The organism is Acidobacteriota bacterium (assembly GCA_040754075.1).
Lineage (GTDB): Bacteria > Acidobacteriota > Blastocatellia > UBA7656 > UBA7656 > JBFMDH01.
The window spans coordinates 20,257-35,557 of sequence record JBFMDH010000034.1; the positions used below are offsets into that span (position 1 = coordinate 20,257).

10 protein-coding genes are annotated in these 15,301 nt (G+C 50.3%); 7 read left to right on the forward strand and 3 right to left on the reverse strand.

All coding sequences use genetic code 11. From position 1 onward, the window contains the following. Nucleotides 1–58: 58 nt before the first annotated feature. Complete coding sequence (locus AB1757_26135) at nucleotides 59–2,002, reverse strand: tetratricopeptide repeat protein (GenBank protein MEW6130541.1); 1,944 nt, start codon at nucleotides 2,000–2,002, stop codon at nucleotides 59–61. A 344-nt stretch (nucleotides 2,003–2,346) separates the two neighbouring features. Between AB1757_26135 and AB1757_26140 the strand changes: the two genes are divergently transcribed. Next, a complete protein-coding gene (locus AB1757_26140; protein ID MEW6130542.1) occupies nucleotides 2,347–3,957 on the forward strand; it encodes a hypothetical protein in 1,611 nt (536 codons plus the stop codon). Between the two features lie 73 nt (nucleotides 3,958–4,030). On the opposite strand, the gene AB1757_26145 is transcribed toward AB1757_26140, so the two are convergent. Continuing rightward, the gene (locus AB1757_26145; protein MEW6130543.1) at nucleotides 4,031–4,312 is read right to left on the reverse strand and encodes a hypothetical protein; all 282 of its coding nucleotides are present in this window, start codon (nucleotides 4,310–4,312) and stop codon (nucleotides 4,031–4,033) included. A gap of 608 nt (nucleotides 4,313–4,920) precedes the next feature. Between AB1757_26145 and kdsA the strand changes: the two genes are divergently transcribed. From kdsA to AB1757_26175, 6 genes are all read left to right on the forward strand, one after another. After that, the gene (gene kdsA / locus AB1757_26150) at nucleotides 4,921–5,754 is read left to right on the forward strand and encodes a 3-deoxy-8-phosphooctulonate synthase (protein MEW6130544.1); all 834 of its coding nucleotides are present in this window, start codon (nucleotides 4,921–4,923) and stop codon (nucleotides 5,752–5,754) included. 19 nt (nucleotides 5,755–5,773) lie between these two features. Further along, nucleotides 5,774–8,116 carry a tetratricopeptide repeat protein gene (locus tag AB1757_26155; GenBank protein ID MEW6130545.1) on the forward strand — a complete coding sequence of 781 codons (2,343 nt, stop codon included), beginning with the start codon at nucleotides 5,774–5,776 and terminating at the stop codon, nucleotides 8,114–8,116. 168 nt (nucleotides 8,117–8,284) lie between these two features. Then, on the forward strand, nucleotides 8,285–9,457 hold the full coding sequence (locus tag AB1757_26160; GenBank protein ID MEW6130546.1) for a DUF4350 domain-containing protein: 1,173 nt from the start codon (nucleotides 8,285–8,287) through the stop codon (nucleotides 9,455–9,457). Between the two features lie 98 nt (nucleotides 9,458–9,555). Then, nucleotides 9,556–10,002 (forward strand): DMT family transporter, encoded by a 447-nt coding sequence (locus tag AB1757_26165; GenBank protein MEW6130547.1) that lies wholly within the window; start codon nucleotides 9,556–9,558, stop codon nucleotides 10,000–10,002. Between the two features lie 676 nt (nucleotides 10,003–10,678). After that, complete coding sequence (locus tag AB1757_26170) at nucleotides 10,679–14,080, forward strand: C25 family cysteine peptidase (GenBank protein MEW6130548.1); 3,402 nt, start codon at nucleotides 10,679–10,681, stop codon at nucleotides 14,078–14,080. A 111-nt stretch (nucleotides 14,081–14,191) separates the two neighbouring features. Next, nucleotides 14,192–14,533, forward strand: coding sequence for an NfeD family protein (locus AB1757_26175; protein ID MEW6130549.1), 342 nt, complete (start codon nucleotides 14,192–14,194; stop codon nucleotides 14,531–14,533). Here AB1757_26175 and AB1757_26180 read toward each other — a convergent pair. Continuing rightward, on the reverse strand, nucleotides 14,530–15,201 hold the full coding sequence (locus tag AB1757_26180; GenBank protein MEW6130550.1) for a class I SAM-dependent methyltransferase: 672 nt from the start codon (nucleotides 15,199–15,201) through the stop codon (nucleotides 14,530–14,532). The two genes, AB1757_26175 and AB1757_26180, sit on opposite strands and share 4 nt — an antisense overlap. Between the last annotated feature and the right edge of the window lie 100 nt (nucleotides 15,202–15,301).

Below are 15,301 nucleotides of genomic sequence, written 5' to 3' on the forward strand. Positions count from 1 at the left end.
AACCAGTCCGAAAGATCATGATTTATAAAGTGTGCAAACTCGCCGTCGGTCAGGAAGTTTAATAACTCGCGCCGCGCGCGCGTCTGGCGATTAAATCGCTCATCTCATGGGTCAAGGCTTGTCGGTCGGTAAACAAATCCCAGACCATTCCGGCATCCGCAACCGCGTGGTTGCAGGTGATTTTTCTCGCAAGACGGAAGCGTTCTGCCGGTGCCGGATGGGTGTCATCTTCAGAAGTCGGACGCTTGATGGCTGCTTCGATTTTATCTTCGATGCGGTCTTTATCGCTTTCGGGCACGGTGAGTTCGTATAGATTTTGCATAACCCGGTTCTGCTTTTGCGCGCCGTGAAGTTCCCAGTATGCGACCTCTTCAAGTTCGATGCCTCTGCGAATGACGTGGCGCAACCCCGATTCAAAGGCGTCGGCTCCATAATTCTTTACAGCGACGCGGTCTGCCAATACTTCCTGCAAGCGGGTCGCCCCGTGACTGATGCGGCGAAAAATAAAATGGTATAGGCGCAAAAACTGAAAGGCGATATTCCAATAAACTGCTTGTCCGCGTTTCGCCATTTCGATAGCGAACTTCATCATATCGCTATTCACACGAATCGCCACATCGCCGCCCGCCGTATCCCGATGCGTGAAGTGTCCGTATTCATGTGCGAGCACGGCGCGAAAACTATTGGCTTTGAAATCGTTCAAATTGCCGACCCCTAAAATCAGGATACGCCGCGCGCGATCCTGCATACGTTCTCTGAAACTGCCGTTTTCATAAACCGCCATTTCGGTGCCGGGGGTGATGCGAATTTCATCAATCGGGCGGGTGCCGAGGGTATCGGCGACCTGGCGCGTCAATGCCCAAAGCGCAGGCGCTTCTTCGGGTTTCAGGGGGCGACCCGGGTCTTCGCTATGGACGCGAATGAACAGTGAGCGAATCATGGTAAATATCGTTACCAAAGCGCCAATGACGACGAAGACGACCAATTTAATGGGAATCTGCCCGACCATGAAAACCCCGTAAAGCACGGACGCCGCAACCGCGACGACCAGAAAGAGAATCACCGGCAAAGAGATGTAATAATAAAAGCCTGCGAAGTTAATCAGCGATTTGTAAATTTTGCGAAGCGACACCTGATCCTGACTTGTCGTTGAGTTGGGATCGCTGTTCTCTATCCAGTTCAAGGTTTTTCTCGACATCCCTTTGCCGAGCAAATAGAGCAGCAAAAGCCCGACCGCCCAGATGACGACAAGCACTGCGGCAAGATAGGCGTAACGCCAGACGCTTGCCCGCGAATGGACGCCCGATTCTAAAAATTTATTTACGGCTTCGGCAGGCAACCCCAAACTCTGCGCCTTTTTAATTTCATCTTCGGCTTCCATCCAGTGTTCATCCATCGCGGCAACAATGGCGCTGAAATAATGTGTCGTCATGGTGTTGGGGTATTCTTTCTTTAGATTTTTTGCGGCTTCGCGGAAATCTTTTTCCCGGTCAAGTTCCAAAGCGAGTTGCGCGATAATTGCTAAATAACTTTCATCATCCGTTTCAATCTTCTTTTGATAAGCCTCCTTGGCTAAAGCCAGACTGCGTTCCAGATTAGCGCGTGAAGGTTGAGCGGCGTTATCAACCGGCAAGGTCAGATACTGCGCCAGGCTGATGAGGTTTTCCGGCGAGCGTTTTTTCTCTACAGCCATTTCCAGCAACCCCATGCCTTCATTGACGCGCCCGACCTGCACCAGCATCATCCCCAAACGTCGCATGACAGGGTCAAAATCCGGCGCTTTTTTGAATACCTCCTCGTATAGCTGTACCGCTTTTTCGGCATCGCCATTATCCATCGCGGTTGTCGCTTGTTTAAAAGTTTCAACCGATTTGGGTGCAACCTTTTCCAGTTGCTGCCAGATTTTCTCTTCTTTTTTCATATCACGCTCATTCAGTTGAGCTGGACAGACAACGGCGCAAAGGCTCAACAGGATAAATAAAAACGGCAGGTTTCGTTGCATAAAAAATTCCTTTCCGGGTGACGCAGCGATCAGAAAATTTGAAAAGCGATTGTTTGAAAATCGAAATTCACTTGCCCCTATTCGTATGAATAACTGACAGATTGTTTGAAGACGGCTAGATAATAAGACAGGTAAATAAGGGCGTCAATACGCTTGAACCGGTGGCAGGTGACAAGTTGGTAAGGTAAGATTGATGGGCAGTTTCAATTTCATCAAATACAGGAAGGTGAAAGATGAACGCTTTTACAAAAATTTGTTTTTTAATGCTATTGTTAGGTTTTGTTCTAATCGCGTGTACAACTCCTCAACCCCAAACCCAAAATAAAAATGCGGATAACTCAAAGATGAATGACAAATCGCTTGCGGCAAAAATCCGTCGTTTCGCTCCCACACCAATTACCGCTGACGCCACGAGTCTCTCGGAAAACGACCGTAAAGCTTTAGATAAAATTATCGAAGCCGCGCGTTATATGGATGCGATTTTCTTGAGACAGGTCTGGAGCGGCAACGTCGACCTGCGTAAAAAACTCGAAGCTGACACGAGCGACGCCGGTAAAGAACGTCTGCACTATTTCAAAATCAATGTCGGTCCCTGGGACCGGCTCGATAAAAACGAACCGTTCATTGATGGCGTACCCGCCGAAAAACCGCCACAAGCCGGGTATTACCCGGACGACATAACCAAAGAAGAATTTGAAGCCTGGGTAAAAACTTTGCCCGAAGCGGAACAGAAAAAAGCTACAGGATTTTTCTACACCGCGCGACGCGGCGATGACCGAAAACTCAAACTGGTTCCTTACAGCGAAGCGTACAAAGAATTTCTCGAACCGGCAGCCAAACTTCTGCGAGAAGCCGCAGAACTAACCACCAATGCCACGTTGAAAAACTTTTTAAGCAAACGCGCCGACGCTTTTGCCTCGAATGATTATTATGCGAGTGATGTGGCGTGGATGGATTTGGACGCGCCGATTGATGTGACCATCGGACCTTATGAAACTTACGAAGACGAACTTTTCAATTACAAAGCCGCGTTTGAAGCCTATGTGACCTTGCGCGATGAGGCTGAAAGCGGCAAGCTGACGAAGTTCGGCGGCTATTTGCAGGAGCTTGAAAACAACCTGCCGATTGACCCGAAATATCGCAATCCCAAGCTTGGCGCATCTTCGCCGATTCGCGTTGTGGATGTGGTCTTTACTTCGGGAGAAGGCAATCGCGGCGTGCAAACTGCTGCATTCAACTTGCCGAATGATGAAAAGGTGGTGCAGGAAAAAGGTTCCAAACGGGTGATGTTAAAAAATGTGCAGGAAGCCAAATTCAATCAAACGCTGGTGCCGATTTCCAAAGTCGTGCTCGACGCAACGCAGCAAAGCGATGTGGCATTCGACCCATTCTTCACCCACATTCTCGCCCACGAATTGATGCATGGACTGGGACCGCACAACATCAAAGTTGATGGCAAAACGACAACGGTTCGTCAACGACTTCAGGAAAACTATTCGGCGATTGAAGAAGCCAAAGCCGATGTGACGGGGCTTTGGGCGTTGCAGTATTTGATGGACAAAGGCATCGTCGATAAGAGCATGGAAAAAGCCATGTACACGACCTTTCTGGCGAGTATTTTCCGCTCGGTGCGTTTTGGCATCACCGAAGCGCATGGCAAAGGCATTGCGTTGCAATTCAATTATTTTGTGGATGAAGGCGCGATAAAAGTTGATGAAAATTCCGGGACCTTCAGTATTGATTTCGGCAAAATCAAAGATGCGGTTCGTAAACTCGCAGGCGAAATCATGACGTTGCAGGCAGAAGGCAGCGGTGAAAAAGCCAAAGCCCTGCTTACGAAATATGCGGTGATTCGCCCGGTCATGCAAAAAGCCCTGGATAAATTGTCGAATGTGCCGGTTGATATCGAGCCGCAATACCCGCTCGCGGAAAAACTGGGCGACAGTATGAAATAACGGATTTTAGAGAAAAAGCGAATCAGGGGCTTTTGCAAAAGCCCCTTTTCTTTTGGAAAGAGAAAAACGAAAACTAACGGGATAAATGTCTGACGGGTCGTTTCCGGGCTTGAATACGCGAAAGCAAGGCGTCGAGTTCTTTTTGCAAACGCATATATTCGGCGTTCGCCTGTTCCAAAGCAAGCTGTTTTTTGGTGAGCCGCACACGGTCGCGGGATTTGCCGCTGCCTTTAGCCGTAACGGAGGCAGCTCTGGCGGCTTCCCGGTAATCTTTTAAGACCTTTTTAACAACTTCAGCTCTCTCTTTTACCCGAACTTCCAGTTCAGCAGCGCGCTGCTTTAATGTCTGTGACACAGCAACCTCTCCTTTGGTGCAGAGGGGCAACCAAAAACATTGCCTTAGAGGGACAAGGCACAAGGCTTCAAATTTTGTTGAAGCATTACTTTAACTTTTTTCTTGCAAACGACTGATTATTATGATATTTTGTGTCGCGTATGAGGTAAACACCGAGCTACGGGTGGGGCCGTAGCTCGGAAGGTTTTAGGTGGTGCGCGGAATTTTTTAGGACTATCGAGGTCGTGGGGGCTAAGATAATCCTGAATGTCAAGGGATTCAGCGCACCATTTTTATACTCTGAAAACCCCTTTGATGTCAACAAAATAAACTTTTATCCCCCAGATTTTCCACACTTTTTCCACTTTTTTAAAATCCTGTTGAAAACTTTTCCGACCCTGGTCACACGAGCGTTTGGCAAAACCCATTGCCGCAGATTCCGGTTACCGTCAGCCTGAGCAATTGCCTGTAGCGGGGGCTGCTTTATGAAGCCCTCAAGTCTTCCGCCTCTTGAAGAAGATTTAGTTGAAGTAGCGCCTTTGAAAATCGTTTGCCAGACGATTCACGAGATACCAATTCCTGCTTTTGCTTCCTTCTGTCTGACGTGTAGAATGTCTCTTCATTATTTTATGCAAGCCGTTATCAAATCGTTTCAAATCGGAAATGTCGAAGCTGGCGCCAAGGAACTCTTTTTAATCGCCGGTCCTTGCGTGGTCGAAAGCGAAGCCCATGCGTTGAAAATGGCAGAAGCCATCAGCGCCATTACTCGCCGTCTGCAAATTCCTTACATCTTCAAAGCTTCATATGACAAAGCCAACCGCACCTCGGCAAAATCCTATCGCGGGCCAGGACAGGATGAAGGTTTGCGCGTGCTTGGAAAAATCCGTAAGGAATTGGGGCTTCCGGTGCTCACCGATATTCATGAAGTCGCACAGGTGAAAGTCGCCGCCGAAGTCGCTGAGGTATTGCAAATACCGGCATTCTTATCGCGACAAACCGATTTACTGATTGCCGCGGCACAATCGGGTCGCGCCGTGAATATTAAAAAAGGACAATTTCTCGCTCCTCACGATATGAAAAATGCGATAGAGAAGGTGACCGCGCAAGGCAATGAGCGCGTGATGGTCACCGAACGCGGGGCGTCATTTGGCTATAACAATCTGGTCGTCGATTTTCGCGGCTTTCCGATTATGCGGAGTTTCGGCTATCCGGTCATCTATGACGTAACCCACAGCATTCAACGTCCGGGCGGGATGGGAACGGCAAGCGGTGGCGACGCGCAGTTCATCGAGTATATGGCGCGCGCAGGTGTAGCTTGTGGCATCGATGGCATTTTTATGGAAGTTCACGATAATCCGGCAGCGGCACTCTCGGACGGCCCGAACAATTTGCCGCTGGATAGATTGGAGTCGCTACTTAAAAAACTCAAAGCGATTCACGAACTCGTGCGTGATGAAATCTAAACACAAGGTTTGAAGTGTGATGGTGAGAAAAATTTCTTTAGCTATTTGTCTGATGTGGTTCTGTGCTTTCACCGCCACCGCGCAAGACACGGAAGTTGACCGCTACAACATCAATGTCCGTGCCGATACGGCGGCAAGCGCGCTGGATATTCGCGCAATGCTGGCAATTGCCAACCTCAGTCAAGCGCCGAAATCGCGAATCTATTTGCGACTCGCAAAAAACGCAAAGGTCAGCGCGGTTTCCGTCGGTGGCGCAACGGCGCAATTCGAGGTGCAGGATGACCGCCGCGTCACCACGCTCAACCAACTCATCATCTCACCCGCCACTGCCATCGCGGGCGGCGCAACCGCCAACCTTGAAATTACCTATCGCCTAGAAGCTCCCGAATCCAGTGCCTTGATTGCCGTTTCGCCGAGCGAAATTCTGATTTCACCCGATAGCGTCTGGGTGCCGATGCCATCCACAGGGTTTGCGCCCACTGGGGTTTTAACTGCCCCGGTAACGCTTACCGCTTCGGTCGGAAATTTACGCGCTGCCTCAACCGGCACGGCAAAAAATGACACCGGAAATCAAACCTTTGAACAGACCCTCAACTCGATTCCTTTTCTGGTAGGGGGAAATTATGACCAACCGCTAAGCCTCGAACAAAGCGGCGTCAAACTTGAAATCTATGCGCCGAACGGACTGCTGGCGGCGGACGGCAAAACCAGCGCGAAGGACAATCTCCAAAAACTGCTTGCCGAAGCCGGACGCATCACCGACTTTTACACCAAAACTTTCGGCGCATTGCCCGCCGGTGCAACCTTCAGAATCATCTCTTCATGGCGGGCAAGTAATTTAGTCGTGCCGGGCGCAGTGGTGCTTAATGAACAGACACTGCGGCGCGATACTTTGACAGCAAACACGATTGAAGTATTAGCCGATGCCATCGGGCGCATGTGGTTTGACGGACGTGTGCGTTTTCGCGGACAGGAATCCCGCGCCGGACAATCGGCGCTGAGTTTCATACTCCTTCGTGATTCATTGCCGAGATATTTCGCGATGCTCTATATTGAAGACCGTTTCGGCAAAGAAGCCGGGTTGGAATCGCTCAACCGCATGCGGTGGATTTATACGCCGGTCGCCCAGGCGCGGCGCGACGCCGAACTTGATGTGCAAACGCTGGCGATGCCGACCTATTCTGCGGCAGCCTTTGGCAAAGGACCGCTGGTGTTGCGATTGTTTGCCGAGACCATTGGGCGCGATAAATTTATCGCCGCCCTGCGTTCACTCTTTGACGGCAATCAAACCAAAATCGTTACCACCAATACCTTGCGTCAGGCATTGATAAAAGGCAACGATGCCAATCTCACCAAACTTTTCCAACAATGGGTTGATACCATCATCGAACCCGATATTGTTGTAGGTGTCCCGCAACCGTCGGATAAACCGGGCACGCAAGTCGTCAACATCCGCAACCTCGGCACAGGTGATGTCAGCGTCAATGTCGTTGCTACAACGGCTTCGGGAAAAGCACTCACGACAACTGTTCAAGTGCCTTCGGAAAACATTACCTCGTTTGAGTTGGCGACTGCTGAAAAAATCAACTCCATCGAAGCTGACCCCGATAAGCTCATCATTCAATCGAACTACGATAACGACGCCAAACCCGCAAAAGCCTGGGGTCAGACGCTGTTCAATGAAGGCATCGCCGCGTTTAACAAAGGCGAACTGGCAAGCGCAGAAAATAAATTCAAAGAGGCATTAAAAACCAACTCGCAAAACGCCACGATTTACGCGTGGTTGGCGCGCGCCTATGCTGCGCAAAACAAGTATGACGATGCGGTGCGCGAAGCCAATGCGGCACTGGCGATAACGCCGACCACGACTTCGGCGCTCGCCTGGTCGCACGTCGCGCTCGGACAGGCGGCGCTTGCCCGCAATCAAGCCTCTGAAGCCCTATCGCATACGCGTCGCGCCGTCATTGAAGCTGAAGAGACACCCGCGCAATTTGCTTCGCGTGAACTTGCCGCGAAAGCCGAGCGCGCCGCCACACCCAATGCGCAAGCGGATGAAGCGGTGCGCGGTTTCATTAGCAAATTCGATACGCTGATCAAACAACCAACTTCCGATGCGCTTTACACGATTGTCATGAAGAGCAATCTGAAAAGATTTGTGCAGGGATTGGTGGTCAGTCAACCGACCGTGTGGACAACCGAAGTGTTACGCACAGATGTGATAGATGCTGGTCGTCTGGCGCTTGATGTAAAGATTACCGCCAAAGTCGGCGGACGCGACCAGGCAGGGACGGCAGTCTTTATTCTCAGCAAAGTTTCATCCGGCTGGATGCTCGAAGATATTCAACTGTTCGATGTGAAATAGCCAACGAGGATACAGGATTCAGGATTCAGGGAAAGGAAAGTATGAAGTAGGAACGATGAACGCTGAACGATGAAGTATGAACAAAAAGAATATCACCATATTCATCGTTCAGCCTTCATCGTTTCTTCTTCCCTGTATCCTGTATCCTGTATCCTGTATCCTGAAATCATGAAACGAAACCTCGGCGCGTTATCGCTCATCTTGATACTCTTTTTGCTGTTGGTCGGGTTGAACTTTCTTTTCATGACCGAAGAGCAAGAGAACAAAGAGAACGAACTGACCGGCAGCCGTTCTTCTTATCGTTCGACGCCTTACGGCACGATGGCTTATTACAGCTTGCTGGAAGAGAGCGGTTTTGCCGTCACTCGCCTGGAAAAACCGTTTACCGCTCTCAAAGACCGCGCGGACATTTCAACATTGGTGATTATCGGATTGCCGCCTGCGGGCAATCCCGACGAAGAAGAGTTTGCGGCGCTCAATGATTGGGTCGAATCGGGCAAACATCTGGTCATCATTGACCGCGAAATCGCTATTGAAATGGGCGATGTAAAAGTTCAAACCGGCAGTCAATTCGGCGAATCCGCGCCACGCCTTTTACAACCGACACGCTACGGTGAAGAAGTTACGAAACTCGAACTTTCCAAATATGCGACGCGGGTGAAAATCGAACAGGGTGCAGGCACTTATCTCATCGGCGATGACAAAGGCGCGATTCTTGCCGATGCCACGGTTGGCAGCGGGCGGGTGGTGATGCTCACAGACCCATTCATCGTCGCCAACAACGGCATCGATAAAGATGACAATGTCGCGCTGGCAGTGAATCTGTTTGTGAATGCGCCCGCCGGTAAAATCGCTTTTGATGAATACCATCACGGCTATGGCGAAAGCGGCACCGAAGGCAGCACGCTCGCCTATTATAACGGCACGCCGGTGAAATGGATTTACTGGCAAGCTCTACTGATTACTGCATTGCTGGTTTATAGCTTTGGACGGCGCTTTGCGCGTCCGCTTCTGCTCAGGCGTGAACGCCGCACCACCAATCTCGAATTCGTCTCATCGATGGCAAACATCACGCGACTTGCCAGGGCAAGCGACCTGGCGATGCAAAACATCTACAGCGATTTTCACAGCAAGCTTTGTCGGTACAGCGGGCTGCCGACGCGCGTTGAAGCGAGGCGGTTGGCGGCGGTCGTGGCGCGGCGCATGAAAGGCGACGAACAGGAACTCGGCAGGCTGCTGGAGAGATGCGAAGGCATCGCGCAGGGCGAATCGGTTTCTGAATCCGAATTGCTGAAACTGGTCACCCGCATTCGTGAAATCGAAAGAGAGATTCGCGTTTAACCGGTAGGCGGTAATCAGTGGTCGGTAGTCGGTACTCGATAGCAGACAGCTTCTCTGACTCCTGACTCCTGACTCCCGACTCCTGACTCCCCATAAATATGATTTGGATATTTTTATTACTGGCGTTTTTAGCGGGCGCGGTTGTGCCTTTGCAAACCGGCATCAATGCCTCGATGGCGAAATGGACAGGCGGCAATGCGTCGTTTGCTTCGCTGGTCTCTTTTAGTGTTGGCACGATGACGATGCTGGTGTATATGTTGGTATTGCGCGTGCCATTTCCGGCGATGAATGAACTCACCAAAGCGCCGTTGTGGATGTGGACGGCGGGTGTGCTCGGGGCATTCTTTATCGCGTCAACGACGGTGGCGGCATCGAAGATGAGCGCAGCTTTGCTGATCGGCTTGATTACCGCCGGACAGTTAATCGTAGCATTGGTTTTGGATCATTTCGGCTGGCTGGGTTATGAAGCGCATCCCATCAATTTCTGGCGCATCATTGGTGTGGCGCTGTTAATCATCGGGGTGATTTTGCTCAGGCAATTTTAAACGATTGCCGGTTGTCTGATTCCGTTAAACGGCTTGAAGTGACATGTTTTACCGCGCCTTTACAGGCTTTAGTTGCAGGTGCTATTGTTCGCAATGTCATCATTATCTTGAATGATTCAAGATAACCCTTGAGCCAGTAAGTGCGTGTAACCTCTACCTCATTAATTTAATCCCTGATTCTGCGGAGGAATTCTGCTTTGCATTGTTTTAAAGCAATTGTGTGATTGTTGTAAAAACGGTTGCGGATGCTTTAAGTAAAGCAAATTCCCAGGAACAAGGGCGAAACTTTTTAGCGACATAGACAATTGAGTTAGTCCACTAAAAAGTCAGATGAAAAGCTTGAAAATTTATTGCAACACCAGTGTAAGCGATTAACTTTGGAGAAGTAACAACACACCTGCCAGTTAGTACCGTTTTTAGGTACTGGATTAGTTAGGAGGGGAAGATGAAATTAGTTGGTCAACTAGTATTTCGTAAAGCGATTATTTGTTTTTGCATAATTGCTACTTTCGTTCTGTTGCCATATTTTATGGGGCGAACGGTTAGTAGTAATTCGCTGACACAAAAAGGGCCAACAGCTTCCATAGAGATTTCTGGAACGATTACTTATTGCTCGGCAGCAACACCACCTGGAACCCCTAACGCAGTGGTAAACCTTACTGGCGACTCAAGCGCCATGTCGACCACAGACACTTCAGGCAATTATTCATTTACCAATCTTCCCGGAATTATGACGTACACGGTTACTCCAACCAAAACTGGAGCAGTCAGTGGTATCAATACGACAGATGCGACGCGAGTTTTGAATTTTATTGCTGGGACATTTTCGCTTACTCCCTGCCAGCAATATGCTGCTGATACCAGTCAAAACAATGTCATCAACACCACTGATGTAACCCATATTCTGAATAATATTGCGGGCAATCCTCCGGTTGCTAGTAATCATACTGCTGAATGGCGTTTTTATCGTATGCCGCTCAGTAGCTTTCCTGCTTCTTCCTGTACGGCTCCAGCCTGCCAATCAAGCACTACATATGTCAGTGTCAGCAGTGATCAGACAGGACAAGATTATGGAGCTGTATTGCTCGGTGATGTGTCGGGCAACTGGACACCCGCAGGTCCAACACCTGCCTCCATTCAATCGGATTCCAGTTCAAAGCAACCAACAAATTCAGCCGTAACTCCACAAGCGCCCTGTGCGGCACCACCGATTCCAGTAACACTGCCGACTGCATCAGTCGGCACCAATGTAACAAACTTTACGCTGCCTATCCTGATTGGTGATACGACCGGCGAAAGCGTGACAGGCTTTAATATTCGTTTCACATACAACTCATCGGTTTTAGGATTACAGGGAACGCCTGTGACTACGACGGGCACCTTGAGTAGTGCCATGACCGTTGTTACCAACACCACCACCGCTGGGGCACTTGGAATCACTGCTGCCGGTGCTGCCGCAATCAGTGGATCGGGAACTCTTATTAATGTGAACTTCACACGACTCGGAGCGCAGTCAACATCGACAACATTGACTTGGACATTGACTCAGTTAGACGATGCCAACAACGATTGTGTGAAACCATCGACACCAGTCAATGGAACCATTACCATCGGCGCAGCACCGACGGCGGTTGCCATGTCGACTACGAATGTGGCGGCTTATGACCGGGGTGTGAGTGTTGAATGGCAGACCGGGCGCGAAGCCGATAACTTGGGATTCAATCTCTATCGTGAAGAGAATGGGCAAAGGGTTCGCATCAACGCCAACCTCATTGCCGGTAGCGCGCTCAAAGCCGAAGCCTCGTTACTATCCGGCGAAAAATACGGCTGGTGGGATAACGGCGCAAAGCGCCATTCCGCTTACTGGATTGAAGACATTGATTTGAACGGCGAGTCAAGCTGGCACGGTCCCTTCTATGCCAAATTCGTTGGCGGCGAACCGCCGAAAACTTCACAGGCGGCGTTGCTCAGTCAACTCGGAACCGCCGACAACAACGGACGCACCCGCGTCGTTGAACCCTTTGCCGAGGTCGCGGGTCTATCACTCGATGCCGCGCGAGCGCAAAAAGTCAAATCGTCACACCCCGCTGTGAAAGTATCCGTTAATCGCGCCGGCTGGTATCGCATCACCCAAAGCGAACTCTCTCGCGTCGGTTGGAACACGGCAAGCGACCCACGCAACTGGCATTTAAGCGCCGATGGGCAGGAACTGCACATCAAGGTCATCACCAATGCAGACGGCAGGTTTGACGAATCTTCGGCAATCGAATTTTACGGCTTGGGATTAAACACCCCTTCAACCAACCTTCACGCCTACTGGTTGACCGCCGATAGTCAACCGGGCTTGCGCATTCCTGTAAGCCAAGGCGAAGCCTCGCCAAACGGCGCGCAAAGTTTCGAGCAAACCGTTGAACTCGCGAATCGCTCGGTCTATTTTTCGAGCCTGCGAAATGGCGAAATCGAAAATTTCTTTGGCGCAGTCATCGGTCGCGCGCCGGTTGAACAACACCTCGACGTGACCCATCTCGATTTGGCTGCATCCGCAACCGCAAGCGTTGAACTCAAATTGCAAGGCGTCACCAAACAGGCGCACCGCGTCGGCGTTTCACTCAACGGATTGGTGCTTGGCGAATTGCATTTCGATGAACAAAATCAAGGCGCAAGCCAGTTCCCTATTCCCGCACCGTTTTTGCGCGAAGGACGAAACACCTTCACGCTAACGTCGATGGCTGAGGGCAGCGATATTTCGCTGGTCGATACGATTCGTTTGACCTACAGGCATCAATACACCGCTGACGGCGACCGTTTGAATTTTACCGCAAACGGCAATGAACGGTTGACCATCGATGGCTTTACCTCTGCGGCGATTCACGTTTTTGATGTCACCAACCCTACAGTGGTCGAAGAACTCACAGGCGAAGTCGCGCAAAAAGAATCCGGCTACGCCATCAGTTTTGCGGCAACCGGTTCGGGGCAAAGACGCTTGCTTGCGATTGCCGACGAACAATCTTTAGCGCCTGCGCGGGTCGCTTTGGATAGGGTGACGAATTGGCGCAACACTTCACAAAATGCCGATTTAATCATTCTCACCCGCAGCGAGTTTTTCGACGCGCTTGCGCCGCTTGTCGCCAAACGGCAAGCCGACGGATTTAAAGTTGCCGTCGTCGATACCGAAGACATTTACGATGAATTCAATAACGGCAATAAATCACCGCAGGCGGTGAAAGATTTTCTGCTGTACGCCAGGAATAACTGGAGCGTCGCGCCGCAGTTCGTGATTTTTGCAGGCGACGCCTCGCTTGACCCGAAAAATTATCTGGGGCGTGGCGACAACGATTGGGTGCCGACCAAATTGATTGACACAGCGTTTATGGAAAGCGCCAGCGACGACTGGTTCGTTGATTTCAACAACGATGACCTTGCCGATCTCGCAGTCGGTCGTCTGCCGTTTAGAACGGTTGGCGAAGCCGAAACTCTGGTTGCGAAAATCATCAGCACCAAACTTGCGAAACTCAAAAAATCGGCGCTGCTTGTGAGCGACGCCAGCGCAAGTTTTGAAGAAGCCAATGAGCAAATCAATCAATTGATTGCGGGCGCGGTTTCGGTGACGCAGATTAAACGCGGTAGCCTTTCAACCGAAGAGGCGAAAACGCAACTCATCAGCGCGCTTAATGCCGGACAGAAATTCGTGAATTATTACGGGCACGGTTCGGTCAATCTGTGGGCAGGAAATTTTCTGACCACGGATGAAGCGCGGGCTTTGACCAACAAAGGCAATCTGCCGATATTCATTATGATGACCTGTTTGAATGGCTATTTCCACGATGCCGCGCTTGATTCATTGGGTGAAGGACTCATGAAAGCCGAACAAGGCGGTGCAATTGCGGTCTGGGCATCGTCGGGCATGACTTATGCCGATATTCAATCGCAGATGAATCAACAGCTTTTCCGTTTGATGGCAAAACCCGGTAAAACCACGCTTGGTGAAGCCACCACAAAAGCGAAAGCGGCAATCACCGACACCGACGTTCGCCGAACCTGGGTGCTGCTTGGCGACCCCACCATGCGATTGAAATAAGTTTGTAAAATCAGTTAATCAATTTAAGGGATGAGGCGCGGTCTTCATCCCTTATTTTTTGCGGATGGTTAGCTCAAACTTTGCAAAATGATTTACTGAGGTTTGATAGTTTTGCAATCTGCTAATATCTGCACAACGTTGATGCAATACACCGGCAAAATTATTTTCATTTTAGCGATTGCGCTGCCTGCGTGTGTGTTGTTGTTTTTTTTGTTGAAACTCGCGCTCTATTCGCGGCGGATAAAAATGCCGGTTGATGGCGGCTCAATGATTGGCATCATCGGACAAGCCAAAACCGACATCGCAGAAAGCGGCATGGTGATGGTGCGCGGCGAACTGTGGCACGCCACCGCGCACACTCAAATCCCCAGTGGCAGGCGCGTGCGCGTCATCGGTTTCAAACAACTCGCGCTTGAAGTTGAACCTGTCGAAAACGATTTTAAACAGGGCTAATTTTTTCGCGCTTCCAGAACCAACAGCACCGGAAAGTTCAAATACTTTTTCGCGGCGGGAACTTTTTCAGCCAGTTGTTCATCGCCGAAAAACTCAAACTTGCGCAAACTTTTGAATCCCGCATCTGTGAGCAAATTCATATAATCGGCAACCGTATGACGAACCGCGCCAAGACGGTATTCAACCTCTTCGCGCTCGAAATTCGCTTCTTTACCGGCGGCGGCAAGTTCCGGGTGATAGACCGAAAACAGATACCGACCATCGGCTTTCAAGGCTTTGTGAGCTTCGCGAAAGACCGCAGGTAAATTATCGAGATGTTCGCCAATCAAGGCGCATAACACGGCGTCGAAACAGTTGGCTTTAAGCGGGTGAGGTTTTTGTAAATCGGCTTGCACAAGCGGCGCTTGCGGGTGATTGCGGCGCGCGACTTTCAGCATGCCTAAAGAAAAATCCAACCCGAATGCCTGACTTCCGGCGTTGATTAAGCCGCGCAAATTTCTGCCGGTTCCGCATCCTGCATCAAGGATACGCTCGTCCGCTCGCGGTGCCAGCAATTTCAAAGTATGCCGCGCATCCATCGCCACAATCGGATTGGGGGTGGTGTCATAAGTTTCCGCCCACAGATCGTAACCTTGGCGGACATTCACGCGCTCTACTTTTTTTGCCATAGCTGTTCCTTATAAATATCGGTGGTCATCTGATAACCGATTGCTGAATCGGCAGGTGGCTTACGGAAAAAGATCGGACTAATTGCCAATTTGAATTTCC